The sequence below is a fragment of the Streptomyces sp. ALI-76-A genome (assembly GCF_030287445.1).
Taxonomy (GTDB): Bacteria; Actinomycetota; Actinomycetes; order Streptomycetales; family Streptomycetaceae; genus Streptomyces.
In genome coordinates this window covers 2,214,939-2,236,755 of sequence record NZ_JASVWB010000002.1, presented here as the reverse complement: position 1 = coordinate 2,236,755, position 21,817 = coordinate 2,214,939, and the positions used below count along the sequence as shown (strand labels likewise).

The window sequence follows — 21,817 nt, the reverse complement described above, 5'->3', positions numbered from 1 at the left end:
GGCACGCTGACCGGTTGGGCGCGCCGATCGGCCGGCCCGGGCGAGCGCGGCGGCAGGGCGGCCGGCAATGGCGGCCGGGCGGCCCCAGCCGGGTTCCGGCCGACGGCCCGGTGCCGCGCACCGGGCTGCTCGCCCCGCCCCGCGGCCCGGCCGTTCACCGGATCGGCCCCGCTGCGGTGTCCCGCGCGCGACGTGTCCGCCCCGCCCTACGAGGACCGCCGGTCCCCGCCGTGCTGGACCAGCGCCGCCGCCACCAACTGGGCGTTGGACACGGCCGGTTGGCCGTCGGGCAGCACCAGGGTGTCCTCCAGGCCCACGCGGGTCGCGAGGCCGAGGCGTCCGGCCAGCCGCAGTACCGGCCACGCGCCGCCGTCCTCGCCGTGCAGCAGCACCGGACGGCCGTGGGCGGCTCCCAGGTCGGCCAGGAGCGCGCGGGCGGTGTCCTCCGCGGTGCCGGGTTCCGGGTCCGTCACCTCGGCGAGGACCCGCAGCACCTTCGGGCCGAGCGGTGAGACGGCGAACCGCGCCGCCCCGTCCGTCCCCGACCAGATACCGGCCTCCACGCCCACGCCGCGGTCGACGAGGGCGGCGGCCACCTCCTCGGCGCCCGGCTCGTGCCAGTTGACCGAGGCGTGGTCGGGCAGCACGGTCCAGCCGCGGATCCGCTCCACCCGGGCGGCCGGGTCCGGTTCCGCCCAGGCGCCCGTGGTCACGCCGACGGGCACCGCCACCCGGGCGCGTATGGCGTCGAGCGCCGCCGCGACCAGCCGCGGCGACACGCTGTCCCGACCGCACGGCGTCTTCGGGTGGACGTGCACGTCCGTGGCCCCGGCAGCGACCGCCTCCGTCGCGGACGCGGCCATCGCCTGCGGCGTGAGCGGCACCATCGCGCCGTCGGCGGCCCCCCGGGGCCCGTTGAGACACACCTGCACCATGTCTCGATGGTGCCAGGCGCCACCGACAAGGCGCGCCGTCCCGAGGACCCCGCCGACGGGCGACGCCCGGCGCGGACGACCGACCGGGCACGGACGCCCGGCGACTCGGCACCCCGCCGACTGGCCGGCCCACCGACTCGGCACGCCGCCGGCCCACCAACTCGGCCCGCCGACTGGGCACGTCGCCGACTCGCCACCACGGCACCACGGTTGAAGTGGGGGGTGCGGCATCCCCGGCGCACCCCCGCCATGCACGGTTCCCAGGTCCGCCCGGTCAGGCCGAGATCAGCAGCCGTCCGCGCCTGGCGTCCGCCAGTGCCTCGGGCGTGAGCACGGGCCGCGGTACGAGAATGCCGCAGTCCACGCAGACCGGGCCCGTCGAGGGCTCGTGGTCCAGTTCGTACTTCCAGACGAGGCGCTCCCCGCCGCACACCGGGCATTCCGCGCCCGGTTCCCGCTCCAGTGCGGAGATGAGCCGGCGCAGTACCTCCGCGAGCGGTTCATCGGGATGGACCCGTGGGTCGTCGCACCAGGCGACCCCGAAACCGCCCCAGGTCAGCCGGTGCCAGTCGTCCACGCTGCCCGGCCTGCGCAGCCCGTCGTGCTTCTCCTTCTTGCGCCGCTCGGCGAACTCCACCTCGTAGGCCAGCCAGACCGAACGCGCCTCCTCCAGTTCCTCCAGTGCGGCCACGAGCCGCGCTGGGTCGGGGGAGCGGTCCTCCGGGCCGAACCCGGCCCGGGAGCACAAATGGTCCCAGGTCGCCCTGTGTCCGTAAGGGGCGAACCGTTCAAGGCACTTGCGGAGCGAGTAACGCCGTAGCGCCAGATCACACCGTGGATCGCGCACCTGTCTCGCCAGACTCCGGAAACCGGCCATCGCCCTGCACCTCCGTCACACCTGCACCTGCACTTCGGTCACTTCGGCGTCGTCGCATGGACGTCGCCGAATAGACGTATCGACAAGCGATTCGGCTCCATCCGATTTCCGATGGCCTCCCATAAGCAGGCCGCGGTTGACCTCCGCGAGCCGATCGGGGTTCTGCGCGACAACATCGTGGCGACTCCAAAAAGTGACGCATGTTCATCTTCAATTACGGGGATACCGGCGGTAACGCCCAGCCCGCCCCCGTCGGTAGGAGTTTCTATGTCACGGCGCACCCCACGCACCGTCCTCGACAGACTCAGAACTCCCGGCGGATCCCCCGGGTTCCTGAAGAGCGCCTTCGTATGCGTCCTGATTTCCGCTCTTCTTTCCCCGCTCTCTCCCGCGGCGGCGACGGAGACAGCGGTGAAGGCGACGGAGACAGCGGTGAAGGAGAAGGCCGCGGCGGTGGACGACCACTGCGGCGGCCAGTGCTCCGACATCCTGCCGCCCGGCCAGAACGGCAACGCCACCCTCGCGCAGATCCTGCTCAACCAGGCATTCGGCACCCAGCCCGCCCACGCCGCGGACCAGCTCGGCCCGTACGCCGCCCTGGCCAAGGGCTACCCGGCGCTGACCGACGCCACGGTCAACACCTTCTTCAACGACGCGTCCTTCGGGGTGCCCGCCGATCAAGTCGCCTCCACGGTCAAGCCCGCCGGTCGCACCGACGTGACGATCGTCCGCGACAAGAAGACGGGCGTACCGCACATCACCGGTACCACCAGATACGGCACGGAGTTCGGAGCGGGCTACGCGGCGGCCGAGGACCGGCTGTGGCTCATGGACGTCTTCCGTCACGTCGGCCGCGGCCAGCTGACCTCCTTCGCGGGCGGCGACCCGTCCAACCAGGGCCTGGAGCAGGAGTTCTGGCGCCACGCGCCGTACACCGAGGCCGAACTCCAGGCGCAGATCGACACCGCGGTGGCCGCGGCCGGAGACCGGGGCCGGCAGGCCCTCGCCGACGTCAACGCGTACGTCGCCGGCATCAACGCCTACATCGACGCCGCCGACAGTGGCCGTTACTTCCCCGGCGAGTACGTCCTGACCGGCCACAAGGACTCCGTCACCAACGCCGGCACGATCGCCCGCTTCAAGCCCACCGACCTGGTCGCGCTGGCCTCCGTGATCGGCGCGCTGTTCGGCTCCGGGGGCGGCGGCGAGGTCGCCAACGCGCTGTCGCTGCTGGCCGCGCAGCAGAAGTACGGGGTGGCCGAGGGCACCGAGGTCTGGGAGTCGTTCCGCGAGCGCAACGATCCCGAGGCGGTCCTCACCGTCCACGACGGCAGCTTCCCGTACGCGTCCAGACCCGCCGACGCGCAGGGCGGGGCCCTGCCCGACGCCGGTTCGGTGACCGAGGAGCAACTGGTCCACGACCGTACCGGCAGCGCGGCCACGGCGAGCGCCGGCGGCGCGTCCGCGGCGGCGGCGCGGACGGCCGTCACCTCCGCCAGGCGGGGCATGTCCAACGCCCTCGTGGTGAGCGGCGAGCACACCGCGAGCGGGCACCCGATCGCCGTCTTCGGCCCGCAGACCGGCTACTTCGCACCGCAGTTGCTGATGCTCCAGGAGATCCAGGGCCCCGGCCTCAGCGCCCGCGGCGCCTCCTTCGCGGGTCTGAGCATGTACGTCGAACTCGGCCGTGGCCAGGACTACGCCTGGAGCGCGACGACCTCCGGCCAGGACATCATCGACACGTACGCCGTCGAACTCTGCCAGGACGACCACCACTACCTGTACCGGGGTGTGTGCACGCCCATGGAGAAGGTCGAGCGGAAGAACGCCTGGAAGCCGACCACGGCCGACGGCACCGCGGCCGGCTCGTACACCATGCGCGTCTGGCGCACCAAGTACGGCCCTGTCGCCCACCGGGCGACGGTCGGCGGCAAGAAGGTCGCCTACACCACCCTGCGCTCGTCCTTCCTGCACGAGGCCGACTCGATCATCGGCTTCCAGATGCTGAACGACCCGGACTACGTGAAGGGCCCGCAGGACTTCCAGCGGGCGGTGCAGCACATCAACTACACCTTCAACTGGTTCTACGCCGACTCCGAGCACACCGCGTACTACAACAGCGGCGACAACCCGGTACGGGCCACCGGCGTCGACGCCGAGTTCCCGGTGTGGGCGCGGCCGGCCCACGAGTTGGGACCCGGCCGCCAACACGGCGCGGTACACACCCCCGTCGGAGCACCCGAACTCCATGGACCAGGACTTCTACATCAGCTGGAACAACAAGCAGGCCAAGGACTACTCGACCGCCTCCTGGGGCGACGGGTCGGTCCACCGCGGCAACCTGCTCGACGACCGGGTGAGGCGGCTGGTCGCCGCGGGCGGGGTCACCCGGGCCTCGCTGGTGAAGGCGATGGCCGACGCCGGACTGGCCGACCTGCGGGCCGAGGACGTGCTGCCGGACCTGCTGAAGGTGATCGAGAGCGCGCCGGTGACCGACGCCACGGCCGCCGCGGCGGTGAGCAGACTCAAGGCGTGGGTGCGGGCCGGAGCCAAACGCACCGAGACGACGGCCGGTTCGCGGACGTACGCCGACGCCGACGCGATCCGCGTCCTCGACGCGTGGTGGCCGCTGCTGGTGAAGGCCACCTTCGAACCGGGCCTGGGCAGTGACCTGTACACCGCCTTCACCCGCAACCTGCCCGTCGACGAGACCCCGTCGGCCGCGCACGGTCCGACCGGCGCGCACGCCGGAAGCGCCTTCCAGTACGGCTGGTGGAGCTATGTCGACAAGGACGTCCGGGCGGTGCTCGGGGAGCCGGTGCGGGGTCCGCTCGCCCGGAAGTACTGCGGCGGCGGCGGCCTCGGCGCCTGCCGGGACGTTCTGATCGGCACGCTGAAGGAGGCGGCCGGGCGGACGTCGGCCCAGGTCTATCCCGGCGACGAGCTGTGCGCGGCGGGCGACCAGTGGTGCGCCGACTCGATCGTCCAGCGCACCCTGGGCGGCATCAAGCACGCCGGCATCAGCTGGCAGAACCGGCCGACGTTCCAGCAGGTCGTGGAGTTCACCACGCACCGGTAGGGCACGCCTGGCGGCGGGTCAGCGGACGCGGCCCGCCGCCGGCACCACCTGGACCGGCTCCCGGTGCGCGATGTCGTTGTGCGCGCCGGCGGGCGGTCCGCCCCGCCTGACGCACGCGGCGGCGTCGGCGTTCACGCAGCCCGACACCGGCAGCTTCGTCCGCAGGGCCTCGGCGAGCGTGAGGGACCTCGTGCCGGGCACCGCCCGCACCCCGCCGTACCCCAGGGCCCCCACTCGGCGCCCAAGGTCCGCCCGACGCCGAAGCCCGCCGCGTCCTCGCCCGGGCCGGCCCGCAGACTCCGGGCGTCGCCCGCCGTCCGCGAGGCCGGCGGGTACGTCGTCGACAGCGCCGTGTCGTGCGCGCATCGTCCCGCCGGCGGGGCCGAGTCGGCCATGCGTCATGACTCATCCGGGTGCGTCACGGGTTCAGCGGTACAGCAGGTACGTCCCGCGCACCCTGCGGAACGCCGCCAGCTCCCGCTCCCAGCCCGCCACCACCTCGTCGGTGTCCGCGCCCGCGTCGATCATCGTGCGCACCAGCGTCGACCCGGTGAGCTTGTCGATCCAGTGGTCCGCACGCCAGGCGAAGCCGCTCCACACCCGCCTGGCGGTCACCAGGAGCGCGATCCCGGTGCGCACGGGGTCGTAGGCGTCCCGGTCGTGCACATGGACCTGCACACCCCCGATCGTCTTCCCCTGGAACTTGGAGAAGGTGGGCGCGAAGTACGCCTCCCTGAAGTGCGCGCCCGGCAGCCCGAGTCCGTTCGCCGCCGCGGCCCACCGGCCGTCGACGCCCTCCGCGCCGAGCAGTTCGAAGGGCCGGGTCGTCCCGCGCCCCTCCGACAGGTTCGTCCCCTCGAAGAGACACGTCCCCGCGTACACCAGCGCCGTCTCGGGCGTCGGCATGTTGGGGCTCGGCGGTACCCAGGGCAGCCCCCAGGCGTCGTACCACTGCGACCGCCGCCACCCGGTCATCAGCACGGTGTCCAGCTCCACCGGCGCGGTCAGGAACTCCCCGTTGAACAGCCGCGCCAGCTCCGCGACGGTCATCCCGTGCGCCTGCGCGATCGGCTGCCGGCCGACGAAGGTCGCGAACTCCTTGTGCAGCACCGGCCCGAGGGCCGCGCGCCCGGTCACCGGGTTCGGCCGGTCCAGGACGAGGAACCGCTTGCCCGCGAGCCGCGCCGCCTCCATGCAGTCGAACAGGGTCCAGATGTACGTGTAGAAGCGCGCGCCCACGTCCTGGATGTCGAAGACGACGGTGTCCACGCCGGACGCGGTGAAGACGTCGGCGAGGGCCTGGCCGCTCTTGAGGTACGTGTCGTAGACGGGCAGGCCGGTCGCCGGGTCGTCGTAGCGGCCCTCGGAGCCGCCCGCCTGGGCGGTGCCGCGGAAGCCGTGCTCGGGGCCGAAGACGGCGGTCAGGTCCACGCGGTCGTCGGCGTGCATGACGTCGACGATGTGGCGGACGTCGCGGGTGACGCCGGTGGGGTTGGTGACGATGCCGGCGCGTTGGCCGCGCAGGGCGGCATAGCCGGTGGCGGCCAGGTTCTCGAAGCCGGTCCGTCCGCGGCGGGCCGCGGCAGCGGGGGCCGCCGCGGTGAGTGAGGTCGCTGCCGTGGTCGCTGCGAGCAGGGCTCGTCTGGATAGGCGCATGAGGTGCAGGCTAAGGGCTTCACCCGTGGGGCGGAAGCAGCGCGCCGGCCGTGCTTCCCCGCGCCCCCCACGCGGTCGCGGCGGCCCCTTCCGTCCTACATACCGACCGGTTAGTCTGGCCGCTTGCGGGGGCAGAGCCGATTCGCGTCGCGTCGAAGGAGACCGATGGTGGGAGCCGTGCAGGATGCGGGAGTGGTCGTCACCGGAGCGGGGGGTGGGATCGGGGCCGCGCTCGCCCGTCGGTTCGCCGCCGAGGGGGCCCGCGTCGTGGTGAACGACCTGGACGCCGGCCGGGCCAAGGCCGTGGCCGAGGAGATCGGCGGGATCGCCGTCGCGGGGGACGCCTCCGCGATCGTCGCCGACGCCCGGGACGCGCTCGGCGGGACCGTCGACGTGTACTGCGCCAACGCGGGCGTCGCCTTCGAGGCCGGGGAGCCGGGCCAGGCGTTCGACGAGCAGCCCTGGGCGGCCTCCTGGGACGTGAACGTCATGGCCCACGTCCGCGCGGTCCACACGCTGCTCCCGGACTGGCTGGAGCGCGGCAGCGGACGCTTCGTCTCCACCGTCTCGGCCGCGGGGCTGCTGACCATGATCGGCGCCGCGCCCTACGCGGTCACCAAGCACGGGGCGTACGCCTTCGCCGAGTGGCTGTCGCTGACGTACCGGCACCGCGGACTGAAGGTCCACGCCATCTGTCCGCAGGGCGTGCGCACCGACATGCTGGCCGCCACCGGCAGCGCCGGTGACCTGGTCCTCCAGCCGACCGCGATCACCCCCGAGGAGGTCGCGGACGCCTTGTTCGAGGGCATCGAGGAGGACCGGTTCCTGATCCTGCCGCACCCCGAGGTCGCCGGGTACTACCGGGCCAGGGCCGCCGACCCCGACCGCTGGCTGACGAACATGAACCACCTCCAGCAGAAGTGGGAGGCGACCCGGTGACGGACTCCCGGTACGCCGCCAAGCCGTGGCTGGGCCTGCTCGACGACGTCCAGCGCGCCCCGGTCGACCCCGCCGACTCCCTGGTGCACGCCCTGCGCCGGGCGGTCGCCGAGACCCCGGACCGGACCTTCCTCGCCTACTTCGACGGCCGTCTGGCCTACCGCGAGGTGGACGAGCTCAGCGACTCCGTCGCCGGTCACCTCGCCGCCCGCGGACTGGGGCGCGGCGACCGGGTGGCGGTGCTGCTGCAGAACTCCCCGCAGTTCGTGCTCGCGGTGCTCGGCGCCTGGAAGGCGGGCGCGACCGTGGTGCCCGTCAACCCCATGTACAAGTCGGGGGAGGTCGGCCATGTCCTGCACGACGGCGAGGTGGCCGCGCTGATCTGCTCCGACCGCGCCTGGGCGGCGTACCTGCGGGACGCTGCCGCCGGCTCGCCGGTGCGGATCGTGCTCACCGGCTGCGAGCTGGACTTCCAGACCCGTCAGGACGCCCGCGTGCTGGCCTTCGAGCGGCTTCCGCAGGCCCCGGACGCCGACGACCTCACGTCCGTGGCCCGCGCCGGTAACCCGGCGCCCGGGGGCCGCGGCCCGGGCCCGTCCGACCTCGCGCTGATCAGCTACACCTCGGGCACCAGCGGCGCTCCCAAGGGCGCCACCAACACGCACGGCAACATCATGTACAACGCCGAGCGGCAGCGGACCGGGCTGGCCCTGCCCGAGGCGCCCGTCTACTTCGCGCTGGCGCCGCTGTTCCACATCACCGGCATGGTCTGCCAGCTCGGCGCGTGCCTGAACAGCGCGGGCACGCTGGTGCTGGCGTACCGCTTCGAGGCGGGTGTCGTGCTGGACGCGTTCGCCGAGCACCGGCCGCACTACACGGTCGGCCCCTCGACCGCCTTCATGGCGCTGGCCGCCCACCCGGCCGTCACCCCGGACCACTTCGCCTCCTTCGCCACCATCTCCTCGGGCGGCGCCCCGCTGCCGCCCGCCCTGGTGGAGAAGTTCCGGGCCGGCTTCGGGCCGTACATCCGCAACGGGTACGGGCTCACCGAGTGCACCGCGCCCTGCGCCTCCGTACCGCCCACCCTGGAGGCACCGGTCGACCCGGTCTCCGGGACGCTGGCGGTGGGCGTGCCCGGCCCCGACACCGTCGTCCGGATCGTCGACGACCAGGGCCGGGAGGTGCCGTTCGGGGAGCAGGGCGAGATCCTCGTGAGCGGGCCGCAGGTCGTGCCCGGCTACTGGCGGCGCCCGGACGCCACCGCGGAGACCTTCCCGGACGGGGAGCTGCGCACCGGCGACATCGGCTTCATGGACCCGCAGGGCTGGCTGTACGTCGTCGACCGCAAGAAGGACATGATCAACGCCTCCGGCTTCAAGGTGTGGCCGCGCGAGGTCGAGGACGTGCTCTACACGCATCCGGCGGTGCGCGAGGCGGCCGTCGTCGGGGTGCCCGACGGGTACCGCGGGGAGACCGTCAAGGCGTACATCAGCCTCCGTCCGGGTGCCGAGACGGACCCCGGTGCGCTGGCCGCGTACTGCAAGGAGAGACTGGCCGCCTACAAATACCCGCGTCAGGTGGAGATCCTGCCGGACTTGCCCAAGACGGCGAGTGGGAAGATCCTCCGTCGGGAACTGCGTTCCCGCGCGCAGGACTAGGAACAGCAGCTCGGAAAGGCAGGTGGCGGCAGTGCCCAGGACGACGGACGGTGACGGGACCCCCGTACCGCAGCGGCTCCTCGCCGCCGCCACCCGGCTCTTCGCGGAGCGGGGCTACGACCGCACCTCGGTGCAGGAGATCGTCGAGGCGGCCGGTGTCACCAAGGGGGCGCTGTACCACTACTTCGGCTCCAAGGACGACCTCCTGCACGAGGTGTACGCGCGCGTGCTGCGCGTCCAGCAGGAGAGACTCGACGCGTACGCGGACGCCGACGAGCCGATCGAGAAGCGCCTGCGGGGCGCGGCGGCCGACGTCGTCGTCACGACCATCGACAACCTCGACGACGCCTCGATCTTCTTCCGGTCGATGCACCACCTGAGCCCCGAGAAGAACAAGCAGGTGCGTGCCGAACGCCGGCGCTACCACGAGCGCTTCCGCGCGCTCATCGAGGAGGGCCAGCAGGCGGGCGTCTTCTCCCGGGCGACCCCCGCCGACCTCGTGGTCGACTACCACTTCGGCTCGGTCCACCACCTGTCCACCTGGTACCGCCCCGACGGCCCGCTCAGCCCCCAGGAGGTCGCCGACCACCTGGCGGACCTGCTGCTGCGGGCACTGCGGCCCTAGGAGTCCCTCGGGGAAACGGGTGAGGGGCGGTCGCCCGGCGACCGCCCCTCACCCCTGCCCTCACCGGTACTTCTTCAGCTCCCGCCGCGCCAGCGACCGCTGGTGCACCTCGTCCGGGCCGTCCGCGATCATCAGAGTCCGCGCTCCCGCGTACAGCTCGGCCAGCGGGAGGTCCTGGCTCACGCCGCCCGCGCCGTGCAACTGGATCGCGCGGTCGATGATGTCGACGACCGTGCGGGGCGTGGCGATCTTGATGGCCTGGATCTCGCTGTGGGCGCCCCGGTTGCCGACCGTGTCCATCATCCAGGCCGTCTTCAGGACCAGCAGCCGCAGCTGCTCCACGGCCACCCGCGCGTCCGCGATCCAGTTCTGCACCACGCCCTGCTGGGCCAGCGCCTTGCCGAAGGCGTCGCGGGAGACGGCCCGCCGGCACATCAGCTCGATCGCCCGCTCGGCCATGCCGATCAGCCGCATGCAGTGGTGGATCCGGCCGGGGCCGAGCCGGGCCTGCGCGATGGCGAAGCCGCCGCCCTCCTCGCCGATCAGGTTCGTCACCGGCACGCGCGCCCGGTCGAAGACCACCTCGGCGTGACCGCCGTGATAGTGGTCCTCGTACCCGAAGACCTGCATCGCCCGCTGGACCGTGACCCCCGGCGTGTCCCGGGGAACCAGGACCATGGACTGCTGGCGGCGGATGTCGGCGCCGTCCGGGTCCGTCTTGCCCATCACGATGAAGATCTTGCAGTCGGGGTTCATCGCCCCGGAGATGTACCACTTGCGGCCGGTGATGACGTACTCGTCCGTGCCGTCGGAGGCCCGCTCGATACGCGTGGTGATGTTCGTGGCGTCCGAGGAGGCCACCTCGGGCTCCGTCATCGCGAACGCCGAGCGGATCTCGCCCGCCAGCAGCGGCTCCAGCCACTGCTTCTTCTGCCGCTCGTCGCCGAACTGCGCCAGCACCTCCATGTTGCCGGTGTCCGGCGCGGCGCAGTTCGTCACCGTGGGCGCCAGCTGCGGGGAGCGGCCGGTGATCTCGGCGAGCGGGGCGTACTGGAGGTTGGTGAGGCCGGCGCCGTGCTCGGCGTCCGGGAGGAAGAGGTTCCACAGGCCCTGCCCGCGGGCCTCGGCCTTCAGCTCCTCGACCACGGCCGGGGTGTCCCACGGCGAGGCGAGCCGCGCGCGCTGCTCGTGCGCGACGGCCTCGGCCGGGTAGACGTACTCGTCCATGAAGGCGAGCAGCTTGGCGCGCAGTTCCTCGGTGCGCGCGTCGAACGCGAAGTCCATGGTCAGCCTTCCTGAAGGGTGGTCAGGCCGTGCTCGATGAAGACGGGCACCAGGTCGCCGATGCGGTCGAAGCCGCGGCCGACCGTCTGGCCCAGGGTGAAGCGGTAGTGGATGCCCTCCAGGATCACGGCGAGCTTGAACCACGCGAACGCCGTGTACCAGGACACCGCGGAGACGTCACGCCCCGAGCGCGCCGCGTACCGCTCGATCAACTCGGTGGGCTTCGGGTGCCCCGGGGCCTCCGCGGTCGTCGACACGGGCGAGTCGGGCATGCCGAGCGGCATGCTGTACATCACCAGCAGCCCCAGGTCGGTCAGCGGGTCGCCGAGCGTCGACATCTCCCAGTCGAGGATCGCCCTGATCCGGTCGTCCTCCCCGATCAGCACGTTGTCGAGCCGGTAGTCGCCGTGCACGACCGTCGGAGCGGGGGAGTGCGGCAGTTCGCGGCCGAGCGCCGCGTGCAACTCGTCGATCCCGGCCAGGTCACGGTTGCGGGAGGCGTCCAACTGCTTCTCCCAGCGCCGCAGCTGCCGGTGCAGGAAGCCCTCGGGCCGGCCGAAGTCGTCGAGGCCCACCTCGGCGGGGTCCACCGCGTGCAGCTCGACGAGCGTGTCGACCAGGGCCAGGACCGCGTCCCGGGTGCGGGCGGGACCGAGCGGGGCCAGCTGCTCGGCGGTGCGGTACGGGGTGCCCTCGACGAACTCCATGACGTAGAAGGACGCGCCGGGCGCCGCCCCGTTGTCGGGGTCCTCGCACAGCAGGACCGTGCCCGGCACGGGCACGTTCGTCGGGTGCAGCGCGCTGATCACCCGGTGCTCGCGCCGCATGTCGTGCGCGGTGGCCAGCACATGGCCGAGCGGGGGCCGCCGTACGACCCACTGCCCGGTGCCGTCGGAGACCCGGTAGGTGAGGTTCGACCGTCCGCCCTCGATCAGCCGGCCGGTCAGCGGGCCGCGGACCAGGCCGGGCTGCTCCCGGTCGAGCAGGTCGCGCAGCCGGTCGAGATCGAGACCTGGCGGGTGGTCGGGGCTCATCGGTGCTCCTTACGTGTGCGGGTGCACGGGTCCACGGGCGCGTGCACGGGACCCGCTCCATGATGCCGACCGGTCGGTATGTCGTCCAGAGCGGCGTCCCAACGTGATCGGGGCCACGATAGGCCGACAGCTCCCCGCACAGGACGGCGGGGAGCTGTCGGGGGAGGCCATGCGCGGGCTCTGGCGTGCCTGGTCGTGGCCAGGTCGCGCCTCGCCGACCGGATCGGTTCAGTGGTCCGGTCGGGTCGGCTCAGGGGCGGGGCGGCTCAGTGGTCGTCCCAGTGACCCTCGTGATCGGCGTGCCGGTGGCCGTCGTGGAGATAGTCGACGTGGTCGCCGTGCAGGACGCTCGGGTGTCCGCAGTCCTGTCCGTGCCGGTGCTCGTGGTCCGCGTGCGGGACGTGTCCGGTGGGCTCGCACTCGTCCCAGTGGCCGCCGTGCTCGCGGTGCAGATGGCCGTCGTGGGCGTAGTCGACGTGGTCGCCGTGCGGCACCTCGGTGTGACCGCAGTCCGGGCGGTGCGAGTGCTCGTGGGCGGCGTGTTCCTGGTGAGGGGTGGTCATGGTGCTCACCTTCGGAGGTACGGGTGGTGACGGGGCGGGCAGCCGGGCGGCCACGCGGACCGCGCGGACCCTTCGGGCGATCCATCGATCATCGATCCATCGATTCGGCGAGTGCGCGCCGCATGGCGTCCGGGTACCCGGGTGGGGGTTCCCCATGAATGGCCCGGGGCCCTCACCCACCGACCGTACGGCGGCCTCGGGCGGCTCGCCCACCAAGGGCGGGTCAAGCAGGGGCGAGGCGGCCCGGCCGGACGGAACGGGCACGGTGGCTGGACGGAGTGTCGCTCCTGGAACTCCTAGAGGACGAGCGCCGCCGCGCACAGGGCGAGCCCCACCGTCAGCAGCGCCCCCGCCGTCGCCACCCGGGGTGCCATGGCGGCGGGGCTGCTCGTGGCGGACAGGGCGCGGACCCGGCGGTGGGCGATCAGCAGGAAGCACAGCCAGAGCGCGCCGCACAGGACGCAGACGGTGACCGCGGTCGCCGAGACACCGCCGTGCAGCGTGGTCCTCATGGCCAGCAGGGCGGCCACCGTGCTCGACAGCGTCGTCCGCCGCCAGGCGAGCCGGGTCCGCTCGGGCTGGAGGCCGGGATCCCGGTTCCCGGCCCGGTCCGGGGACGCCGGGACGCTCACCCCTCCCACCCGAAGAGCACCGCGGCGACCATCGCGACGGCCACCACCGTGACCGCGAGGCCCAGCAGCGCCGGGAACCGGGACACCGGCAGGTCCTCGCCCCGGCGCATGGCCCGTTCGCAGCGCACCCAGTGATTGACCGCGCGCAGGGAGCACAGCACGCCCGCCGCGAGCAGCGCGAGCGCGAGCCCCACCCGCCAGCCCCAGCGCAGGTCCGGCAGGAACTGGTCCACGGCGAAGCCGCCGCCGATCAGCGCGAGCGCGGTACGCAGCCAGGCGAGGAAGGTGCGTTCGTTCGCCAGCGAGAAGCGGTAGTCGGGGGTACCGCCCTCCCGCCGGAGCTCCTCGGGGGAGAACCACAGCCGGAGGGCGCGTGCGAAGCCGATCACGTGAGGATCCTTGTCCAGGGCTTTCTCGGAAGTGTGTGTCAGGGCGTCGACCGGTGAGCCCTCAGCCGCTCGTACGCGGCCAGCCCGTCCGGCACCCACTCCCACTCCGGCAGGCGTCGCTCCACCTCGTCCTCGGGCAGGAACTCGTACCAGGCCACCTCCTCGGCCTGGGGGCTGACCGGGAGGTCGCAGCGGACCTCGTACACGGCCGACCACCAGGTCTGTCCGGCGCCGTCGTCGTAGAGGAACTTGAAGAGGTACGCGGGGCGGGGGAGCCCCGTGACGCCCAGTTCCTCCTCGGCCTCGCGCAGGGCCGCGTCGTCGTAGGACTCGCCCGCGCCGACGACTCCGCCGACGAACATGTCGTACAGCGAGGGGAAGACCAGCTTGGCCGGCGTGCGGCGGTGCACGAACACACGGCCCTCGGCGTCCCGTGCCTGGATGAACACGCAGCGGTGGCGCAGGCCCCTGGCGTAGGCCTCACCGCGCGGGGACACCCCGACGACCTGGTCGTTCTCGTCGACGATGTCGAGGATCTCGTCAGCAGCGCTCATCCCCTCATCCAAGCAGGCACCCGCCGGCCCGGCCCACGCGGCGTCACGCGGCGGGTGCGCGCGGCCCTCAGCGCGCTCGTGGGGCTCGCGTCCGTTCGGTGCGGTGGCACGCGGCGGGTTCGCGCGGCCGTCGGTGCGCTCGTCGATGTCGCGCCCGTTCGGTGTGCAGTCATGCGGCGGGTTCGCGCGAGGGCCGGTGCGCCTGAAGATCCCGCGTCCGCGCGGTGTGGGTGACGTTGCACGGCATCGCCGGGTGCATGCCCAGCAGCACGATGCCCGTCACGATGGCGGCGAGCCCCGCCGCCTCCCAGGCCAGCGCGCCCGTGTCGGTGCGCAGCCGGTCACCGAGGAAGCCGACGCCGCAGATGATCCCGGCCAGCGGCTGGGCCGCCGTGAGGGCGGGCAGCGACATCCGCAGGGGCGCGGTCTCGAACGCGCTCTGCACGAGGATCAGGCCGGTCACGCCGAGGGCCAGGACGGCGTACGGCTGCCAGCCGGTCAGCAGCTCGGCCAGGCCGCCCTCGGCGAACCGCTGCCCGCTGACCCGGGTCAGGGCGTCCTGGACGCCGTAGAGCAGGCCGGCGGCCAGGGAGAGCAGGACCGGGCCGGACGTCAGCCGGGAACGCTTGGCGTACGCCGTGAGCAGCAGGGCGAGGCCGATCATCACACCGATGATCAGCCAGTGGCGCAGCGGCTCGGCGACCGCCGTGCCCCCACGCGGCTCGCCCGCCATGATGAACGCGGTCACCCCGCCGGCGAGCAACAGCAGACCGGCCCAGCCCTGGCGGCCCAGCGGCTGCTTGCTCTGCTTGCGGGACAGGGCGAGCGCGAACAGCAGGTTCGTCGCGAGAAGGGGTTCCACCAGGGAGATCTCACCCTGGCTCAGCGCCACCGCGCCGAGGGCCATGCCGGCCACCATCAGCCCGAGACCGCCGAGCCAGCGCGGCACCTTCATCAGGTCCAGGAGCAGCCGCGGCGAGAGGAAGTCGCTCAGCGGTGCCTGCCGGGCCGCGTTCTGCTGGAGCACGAAGCCGAAGCCCAGACAGCAGGCAGCGCTCACGGCGAGCACCAGAACCAGAACCGACACGCTGAGTACCTCGATCATCCGGCCGGGCCACGGAGTACGTAGGGGGCGACGAAAGCGGCCCAGGGCCCGGCGTGCCCCTGGGAGTGCCCGGGAATCGGGCGGTCGACTCGGCCACGCCGCCCCGGATCGATCTCGGGCGGGCACACGGCCGTCCTGCCATGGTGCGGGCTCGCGGCGGGCAGCGCCATGGCGTACGCCACAGACAGGGCCGGAGGCGGGCGCGCGCGCCTCCCGGGCGCCTCGCAAGTCTCCTGAGGATCAACGGAGTTGACGCGTGTAACATCCGTGCGGCCCTTGACGGAAACCCTTGGCTCCGGATTGGCTGTGCGCGATCAGCTGATGGCAAGCCGAAACGTTCAGACCAGTCGGCCGGCCGACACGTCGGCTCCCCCGACGACGAGCCGCGCCGCGTGAGGAAGTCCCCGCGGTGTCCCCACCCCCGCCACCCCCGGGTCCCGAGACCGGCCTGCCGGACCACGCCCGGCCGAGGACGCCCGCCGGGCGCTCCCCCGGCACAGGCACCCCGGGCACCGGCCGCGTCGGACAAGGCGCCACCGGCACCCGTTCCCTCGCCGTCGCTCCCCGCCGCCCCGCGCCGACCCCTTCCTCCCTCGCGTGGCCGCCTGCACCAGACCCCTCTCCCCGCGCTTTCCGGCGCTGTCCCGCGGAGCCGACGTGATCCGAAAGACAGGCCTCAACCGCAGGCGGGCCGCCGCCCAGGCACTCGACGCCGCCCTGGACGACACCGCGCTCGTCTCCGCGCGGGCCGCACTGGCCCAGGGGCGGTGGCAGGCCGCCCGCGCCCTGCTCGCCCGGACCGGCGACGAATGGGACCGGCGCGGTCACCGGATCACGGTCCTGGCCCTGGAGCCGTACTGCGCCGCCTGGGCGCACGACTGGCTGCTCGCCGAGCCCGACTCCGCCGACGCCGCCGTCCTCCTCGCCCTCGCCCAGGTCCGGCGGGCCCTGCGGGGCAAGGAGAAACCCGCCCCGGCCCGCGAGGCATGCCGGTCCGCCGCCGCGCTCGTGCCCGCCGACCCCACCCCCTGGCTCGGCCTGCTCATGCTGGAGCACGCCCTGGGCGCCGACGACGAGGTGGTCCGGCACTTCGGCGAGGTCCGCACCCGGCACCCGGACCACCACCACGCCCACCACCTGATGGTCGCCCGCCTGGCCGAGCGCCGGGCCGGCGCCGGCGCCGACCCGCTGCACGAGGTCTACGACTTCGCCGGCTGGGCCGCCGAGCAGGCGCCCGCCGACTCCCCGCTCGCGATCCTCCCGGTCGTCGCGCACGCCGAGCGCTACCGGGTGCTGGCCACCGCCGGCCACGAACCCGCCGACCCGACGGCCTCCGGCCACTGGACCGGCCGCCGGGCCCGGCAGGTGATGAAGGCCGCGTTCGACTGGTGGCTGGAATGGGAGCAGGAGGGCCACCCCCGCCGGCTCGTCGACCTGAACTTCCTCGCCCACGCCAAGGTCTGCGAGGGCCGCGGCGCCGAGGCCGCCGCCCTGTTCCACCGCATCGGCGAGCACCCCACCCCCGCTCCCTGGTCGTACCCCGACCGCGACCCGTATCCCGCCTTCCGCGCCGCACGTGACAGCGCGCTCGGCGGGGCGTGACACCAGCACCCGCGGGACACCACCACCCGCGTGACACCACCCACCCCCCGGAAAGAAGGACGGTCTCCCTGTGACCACGGACAGTTCGAGCGGCATGAGCAGAGCCGCCGACGAAGGCATCAACACGTTCAAGGGGCAGGAGCGGGCCCTGCGCGCCGACCGCCTCGGCACCGGCGGCCTGCTGCTCTCCGTCCTCGCCGCGACCGCGCCCCTCATGGTCGTCGCGGGTGTCATGCCCACCACATTCGCGGTGATGGGCATCGTCGGACAGCCGCTCCTGTTCGTCCTCCTCGGCGTGGTCCTCGTGCTCTTCGGCGTCGGCTACGCGGAGATGAGCCGGCACGTCCACAACGCGGGCGCGTTCTACGCGTACATCTCCCGCGGCCTCGGCGGCACCGCCGGCGCGAGCGCCGCCCTGGTCGCCCTCGTCGCCTACAACGCCCTCCAGGTCGGCATCTACGGCATCTTCGGCTTCGAGGTCTCCGGCCTGTTCGCCACCTACGCCGACCTGGAGATCGCCTGGTGGATACCGGCCCTGGCGGCCGCGCTGGCCGTCGGCGCGCTCGGCTGGCTGAAGATCGACGTCAACGCGCGCGTGCTGGGCGTCCTGCTGGTCATCGAGGTGGCCCTGGTCGTCATCTTCGACATCGCGGCCGTCGCCGACCCCGGCAAGGAGGGGTTGTCCCTGCACGCCTTCAACCCGGACACCCTGACCGGCGCCGGCGTCGGCACCGCGCTGTGCTTCTGCATCGCGGCCTTCCTCGGCTTCGAGCAGGCGCCCGTGTACGCCGAGGAGACCAGCCGCCCGCACATCCTGGTGCCGCGGGTGATGTTCCTCGCGGTCGGCGGGGTCGCCGTCTTCTTCGCGCTCAGCAGCTGGGCCCTCACCGTCGCCGCCGGCCCCTCCGCGATCGTCGGCGCGTCGCAGGAGCAGAGCGCCGGGCTGCTGTTCTCCCTCACCGAGGACCGCCTCGGCTCCGCCTTCACCGACGTCCTGCACGTCCTGTTCGTGACCGGCATGTTCGCCGCCCTGCTCAGCTTCCACAACGTCGTCGCCCGGTACGCCTTCGCGATGGGCCGTGAGGGCCTGCTGCCCGCCGCCTTCGGCCGCACGACCGGGGCGAGCGGCGCCCCGGGCACGGGCTCGCTGCTCCAGACGGCCGTCGCCGTGGTGATCGTGACCGCCTTCGCGATCGCCGACGACAAGCCGCACGGCGACCCGACCGAACCCGTCCTGCACCTGTTCACCTGGTTCGGCAACATCGGCGCTCTCGGCGTGATCGTGCTGATGGCGGCGGCCTCGTTCTCGGTCGTCGTGTTCTTCGCCCGCCGCGGTGCCGCCGGCGCCCAGGCCGGACGGCTGCTCACCTCCGCCGTCGCGGGCGTCGCCCTGCTGGTGATCGCCGGCTACACGGTCAAGGACTTCGACGTCCTGGTGGGCGCCGGACCGGACTCCTCGCTGAGCTGGATGCTGCCCGGCGTCATCGGGCTCGCCCTGGTCATCGGCCTGGTGCAGGGCGCCGTCCTGCGCGCCCGCCGCCCCGAGGCGCACGCCCGCATCGGACTCGGCAACGAGGCGTTCCAGCTGGAGAAGGCGGCGGAGAGGACGCCGTGACGGCCCGGGCGCCGGGCGAGTGGTGACCGCGGAACCCGGCGGAGAGGACGCCGTGACGGCCCGGGCGCCGGGCGAGCAGTGACCACGGAACCCGGCGGGGAGGACGCCGTGACGGCTCTGCGCCGGGTGAGAAGTGGTGACGAACCCTGACGAGCACCCGCTGTCCCTGGTCTGCCGGGGCCGCGGGTGCTCGAATGGGGGAGTGAACTCCGAACACCCCGGGGACCGGGGCACGCGTCGGTCCGAGGAACGCAGCACTCGACGCCCCGGGGAACCGGGCGCGGAGCGGCCCGAGGAGCGGGGCGCACCGGTCGGTCGCCGGGTCCTGCTCGGCACCCTCGGCCTGGGCGCGCTCGGCGTGCTCGCCGCGCCCACCCTGCAACGCGGCCTGGAGTCCTTCCTCGGCAGCGCCGCCGACAAGGACCCGACCGGCCTGACGGGCCTGCTCCCGAACGGCGGCGGCTTCCGCTACTACTCGGTCACCTCCTCCGTGCCCCGCGAGAACGCCACCAGCTACCGCCTCACCGTCGACGGCCTGGTCGACAAGCCGGCCACCTACACACTCGCCGACCTGCGCGCCCTGCCGCAGACCCGCATGGTCAAGGACGTCCAGTGCGTCACCGGCTGGCGCGTCCCCGACACCCCCTTCGAAGGGGTACGCCTGTCCCGGCTCCTGGACGCCGCGGGAGTGCGCCCCTCGGCCGGGGCAGTGCGCTTCACCTGCTTCGACGGCGCGTACACCGAGAGCCTCACCCTGGACCAGGCCCGCCGCGCGGACGTCCTGGTCGCCCTGCGGATGCAGGACAAGGACCTCGGGCACTCCCACGGCGGCCCGGTCCGCCTCTACGTGGCGCCCATGTACTTCTACAAGTCCGCCAAGTGGCTCTCCGGCATCACCGTCACCGAGGACGTGGAACCGGGCTACTGGGAGGAGCGCGGCTACGACGTCGACGCCTGGGTCGGCCGTTCGAACGGGCGGGACGATGAACCTACGACTTGACGCCCCCGCGACCCCACCGGTCGGCCGCTTCAGCCGGGCCGAACGGTGGATCCACCGCACGACGGCCGCCCTGATGGGCGTGTGCGTGCTGACGGCCGCCTTCCTGTACGTCCCCCAGCTCGCCGAACTCGTCGGCCGCCGCGCGCTGGTGGTCCGCGTCCACGAGTGGGCCGGCCTCGCCCTGCCCGTCCCGGTCCTCGCGGGTCTCGCCTCCCGCGCCTTCCGCGCCGACCTGCGCTTCCTGAACCGTTTCGGCCCGCACGACCGGCTCTGGCTGCGCGCCGCCCTGCGCCGCGACAGACGGCCCGCGGCCCGCCCGGCGGGCAAGTTCAACGCCGGCCAGAAGCTCTACGCGGCCTGGGTCGCCGGAGCGACCCTCGTCATGCTCGGCACGGGCCTGCTGATGTGGTTCACCCACCTCACCCCGATCCAGTGGCGCACCAGCGCGACCTTCGTCCACGACTGGCTGGCGCTCACCCTCGGCATCGTCCTGGCCGGCCACGTCGGCATGGCGCTCGCAGACCCGGAGGCGCGGCGGGGCATGCGGACGGGGACGGTGAGCCGGGAGTGGGCGGACAGCGAACACCCGCTGTGGCGGCCGTGACCCCCGCGCGCGCCGAAGTCCAGCAGCACCTTGCCCGACCGGCTCCGGTCCGCGGCCGGCGCGAACGCCGGCCGCGCCTCCCGCGGGCACCTCGGCGGCGGCCTCGGAGAGCCGCTCGCGGTCCCGTCCGTCGAGGACGACCCGGCAGCCCGCCTCGGCCGGTCCGCGGGCCGGCGCGAGGCCGATGCCCCGGCCGGAGCCGGTGACCAGGGCGGTCCGGCCGCTGATGCCGAACACCGGGTGACTCGTCCTCGTACCCCTAAATGATCAGCGAGAGGAGCAGGACCACGCCTCCGGCGACCACCGAGATGATCGTCTCCATGACGGACCAGGTCTTGATGGTCTGGCCGACGGTCAGGCCGAAGTACTCCTTCACCAGCCAGAACCCGGCGTCGTTGACATGGCTGAAGAACAGCGAGCCGGCGCCGATGGCGAGGACCAGCAGGGCCGTGTGCGTGGTCGACATGTCGGCCGCGAGCGGGGCGACCAGGCCGGCCGCCGAGATCGTCGCCACCGTCGCCGAGCCGGTCGCCAGCCGGATCGCGACCGCGATCAGCCAGGCCAGCAGCAGCGCCGGGATCGACCAGTCCTCGGAGATGTCCAGGATCATCTGGCCGACGCCGGAGTCGATCAGCGTCTGCTTGAAGCCGCCGCCCGCGCCGACGATCAGCAGGATGCCGGCGATGGGCGCGAGACCCTTCTCGACGAGCTGCGAGACCCGCTCCCTGGCGAACCCGGCGGGCCGCAGGAGCGTGAAGATGCCCACCAGCACGGCGGCGAGCAGGGCGATCAGCGGGGAGCCGATGACGTCGAAGGCGCGCTGCACGCTGTGTGTCGGGTCGTCGACGACGATGTCGACCAGCGCCTTGGAGAGCATCAGGACGACCGGCAGGAGGATCGTGGCGAGCGTCGCGCCGAAGCCCGGCGTCCGCTCCAGCTCCTCGGAGGCGCGCTGCGGCACCATCCGGTCCGGCGCGGGCACGTCCACCCAGCGGGCCGCGTACCGCCCGAACAGCGGACCGGCGATGATCACCGTCGGGATGGCGACGAGCACGCCGAGCGCCAGTGTGACACCCAGGTTGGCCTGGACCGCGTCGATCGCGACCAGCGGGCCGGGGTGCGGCGGGACCAGCCCGTGCATCACGGACAGGCCCGCGAGCGCCGGGATGCCGATCCGCATCAGCGAGAAGTTGCCCCGCTTGGCGACCATCAGCACGACCGGGATCAGCAGCACCACGCCGACCTCGAAGAACAGCGGCAGACCGATCACCGAGGCGATCAGCACCATCGCCCACGGCATGGTGCGGCCGCTGGCCTTCGCGAGGATCGTGTCGACGATCTGGTCGGCGCCCCCGGAGTCGGCGAGCATCTTGCCGAGGATCGCGCCCAGGGCGATCAGCACGCCCACGCCGGCGACGGTGGAGCCGAGCCCGGTGGTGAAGCTGGTGATCGTCTTGTCGAGCGGCGCCCCGGCGAACGCGCCGAGCGCCAGTGACCCGATGGTCAGTGACAGGAACGCGTGGAGTTTGAACCTGGTGATGAGCAGGACGATGACGGCGATGCCCGCCAGAACGGCTATACCCAGCTGAGCGTGGCCGGCCGAGGTGATCGGCTCCGGTGCGTCCGCTGCCAGCAGCTCGACGTTGAGTCTGGTCACGGGGGTTCC

At 73.0% G+C, this 21,817-nt stretch carries 18 protein-coding genes and 3 pseudogenes; 8 read left to right on the top strand and 13 right to left on the bottom strand.

The annotated features are described in order from the left end of the window. Positions 1-206: 206 nt before the first annotated feature. Positions 207-935 carry a 3-keto-5-aminohexanoate cleavage protein gene (locus QQS16_RS11020; RefSeq protein WP_286061441.1) on the bottom strand — a complete coding sequence of 243 codons (729 nt, stop codon included), beginning with the start codon at positions 933-935 and terminating at the stop codon, positions 207-209. Positions 936-1,209: 274 nt separating this feature from the next. Further along, entirely contained in the window at positions 1,210-1,812 is a 603-nt protein-coding gene (locus tag QQS16_RS11015; protein ID WP_286061440.1) for a hypothetical protein, read from the bottom strand. A 267-nt stretch (positions 1,813-2,079) separates the two neighbouring features. On the opposite strand from QQS16_RS11015, the pseudogene QQS16_RS11010 reads away from it, so the two are divergent. Next, positions 2,080-4,891: pseudogene (locus tag QQS16_RS11010) on the top strand (penicillin acylase family protein). An 18-nt stretch (positions 4,892-4,909) separates the two neighbouring features. Here QQS16_RS11010 and QQS16_RS11005 read toward each other — a convergent pair. Continuing rightward, positions 4,910-5,250: pseudogene (locus QQS16_RS11005) on the bottom strand (serine-threonine protein kinase); the annotation flags it as partial. A gap of 67 nt (positions 5,251-5,317) precedes the next feature. Then, entirely contained in the window at positions 5,318-6,547 is a 1,230-nt protein-coding gene (locus tag QQS16_RS11000; protein WP_286061439.1) for an exo-beta-N-acetylmuramidase NamZ family protein, read from the bottom strand. Positions 6,548-6,712: 165 nt separating this feature from the next. On the opposite strand from QQS16_RS11000, the gene QQS16_RS10995 reads away from it, so the two are divergent. Genes QQS16_RS10995 through QQS16_RS10985 form a run of 3 tightly spaced genes read left to right on the top strand, consistent with a single transcriptional unit; the run spans position 6,713 to position 9,769 of the window. Continuing rightward, positions 6,713-7,486: an SDR family oxidoreductase gene (locus QQS16_RS10995; RefSeq protein ID WP_286061438.1), complete on the top strand. Its 774-nt coding sequence runs from the start codon at positions 6,713-6,715 to the stop codon at positions 7,484-7,486. Then, the gene (locus QQS16_RS10990) at positions 7,483-9,144 is read left to right on the top strand and encodes a class I adenylate-forming enzyme family protein (RefSeq protein WP_286061437.1); all 1,662 of its coding nucleotides are present in this window, start codon (positions 7,483-7,485) and stop codon (positions 9,142-9,144) included. Before QQS16_RS10995 ends, QQS16_RS10990 begins: the two co-directional genes overlap by 4 nt. 31 nt (positions 9,145-9,175) lie before the next feature. Further along, positions 9,176-9,769: a TetR/AcrR family transcriptional regulator gene (locus QQS16_RS10985; RefSeq protein ID WP_286061436.1), complete on the top strand. Its 594-nt coding sequence runs from the start codon at positions 9,176-9,178 to the stop codon at positions 9,767-9,769. A 60-nt stretch (positions 9,770-9,829) separates the two neighbouring features. Here the strand turns inward: QQS16_RS10985 and QQS16_RS10980 are convergent, their stop codons facing one another. The 7 genes from QQS16_RS10980 to QQS16_RS10950 form a co-directional block, all read right to left on the bottom strand. Continuing rightward, complete coding sequence (locus QQS16_RS10980; RefSeq protein ID WP_286061435.1) at positions 9,830-11,053, bottom strand: acyl-CoA dehydrogenase family protein; 1,224 nt, start codon at positions 11,051-11,053, stop codon at positions 9,830-9,832. 2 nt (positions 11,054-11,055) lie between these two features. Continuing rightward, positions 11,056-12,087, bottom strand: a complete 1,032-nt coding sequence (locus QQS16_RS10975) for a phosphotransferase family protein (protein ID WP_286061434.1) — start codon at positions 12,085-12,087, stop codon at positions 11,056-11,058. Between the two features lie 266 nt (positions 12,088-12,353). Beyond that, a complete protein-coding gene (locus QQS16_RS10970) occupies positions 12,354-12,650 on the bottom strand; it encodes a hypothetical protein (RefSeq protein WP_286061433.1) in 297 nt (98 codons plus the stop codon). A 296-nt stretch (positions 12,651-12,946) separates the two neighbouring features. Beyond that, positions 12,947-13,282, bottom strand: a complete 336-nt coding sequence (locus QQS16_RS10965) for a DUF202 domain-containing protein (RefSeq protein ID WP_286061432.1) — start codon at positions 13,280-13,282, stop codon at positions 12,947-12,949. Continuing rightward, positions 13,279-13,671 carry a YidH family protein gene (locus QQS16_RS10960; RefSeq protein WP_286061431.1) on the bottom strand — a complete coding sequence of 131 codons (393 nt, stop codon included), beginning with the start codon at positions 13,669-13,671 and terminating at the stop codon, positions 13,279-13,281. The genes QQS16_RS10965 and QQS16_RS10960 overlap by 4 nt, the downstream gene beginning before the upstream one ends. 38 nt (positions 13,672-13,709) lie before the next feature. Then, complete coding sequence (locus tag QQS16_RS10955) at positions 13,710-14,225, bottom strand: NUDIX hydrolase (RefSeq protein WP_286061430.1); 516 nt, start codon at positions 14,223-14,225, stop codon at positions 13,710-13,712. Positions 14,226-14,394: 169 nt separating this feature from the next. Further along, positions 14,395-15,312: a DMT family transporter gene (locus QQS16_RS10950; protein ID WP_286061429.1), complete on the bottom strand. Its 918-nt coding sequence runs from the start codon at positions 15,310-15,312 to the stop codon at positions 14,395-14,397. A gap of 675 nt (positions 15,313-15,987) precedes the next feature. Between QQS16_RS10950 and QQS16_RS10945 the strand changes: the two genes are divergently transcribed. The 4 genes from QQS16_RS10945 to QQS16_RS10930 all read left to right on the top strand — a co-directional run bounded on the left by QQS16_RS10945 (position 15,988) and on the right by QQS16_RS10930 (position 20,151). After that, entirely contained in the window at positions 15,988-16,932 is a 945-nt protein-coding gene (locus QQS16_RS10945) for a hypothetical protein (RefSeq protein WP_286061428.1), read from the top strand. A 70-nt stretch (positions 16,933-17,002) separates the two neighbouring features. Next, positions 17,003-18,547, top strand: coding sequence for an APC family permease (locus QQS16_RS10940; protein WP_286061427.1), 1,545 nt, complete (start codon positions 17,003-17,005; stop codon positions 18,545-18,547). 325 nt (positions 18,548-18,872) lie between these two features. Then, positions 18,873-19,547 carry a molybdopterin-dependent oxidoreductase gene (locus QQS16_RS10935; protein ID WP_286066286.1) on the top strand — a complete coding sequence of 225 codons (675 nt, stop codon included), beginning with the start codon at positions 18,873-18,875 and terminating at the stop codon, positions 19,545-19,547. Next, the gene (locus tag QQS16_RS10930) at positions 19,531-20,151 is read left to right on the top strand and encodes a cytochrome b/b6 domain-containing protein (RefSeq protein WP_286061426.1); all 621 of its coding nucleotides are present in this window, start codon (positions 19,531-19,533) and stop codon (positions 20,149-20,151) included. The genes QQS16_RS10935 and QQS16_RS10930 overlap by 17 nt, the downstream gene beginning before the upstream one ends. 83 nt (positions 20,152-20,234) lie before the next feature. Here QQS16_RS10930 and QQS16_RS10925 read toward each other — a convergent pair. Both QQS16_RS10925 and QQS16_RS10920 read right to left on the bottom strand, forming a co-directional pair. Continuing rightward, positions 20,235-20,388, bottom strand: a pseudogene (locus tag QQS16_RS10925) (SDR family NAD(P)-dependent oxidoreductase); the annotation flags it as partial. A 22-nt stretch (positions 20,389-20,410) separates the two neighbouring features. Then, positions 20,411-21,808, bottom strand: a complete 1,398-nt coding sequence (locus QQS16_RS10920) for a GntP family permease (protein WP_286061425.1) — start codon at positions 21,806-21,808, stop codon at positions 20,411-20,413. Positions 21,809-21,817 lie beyond the last annotated feature (9 nt).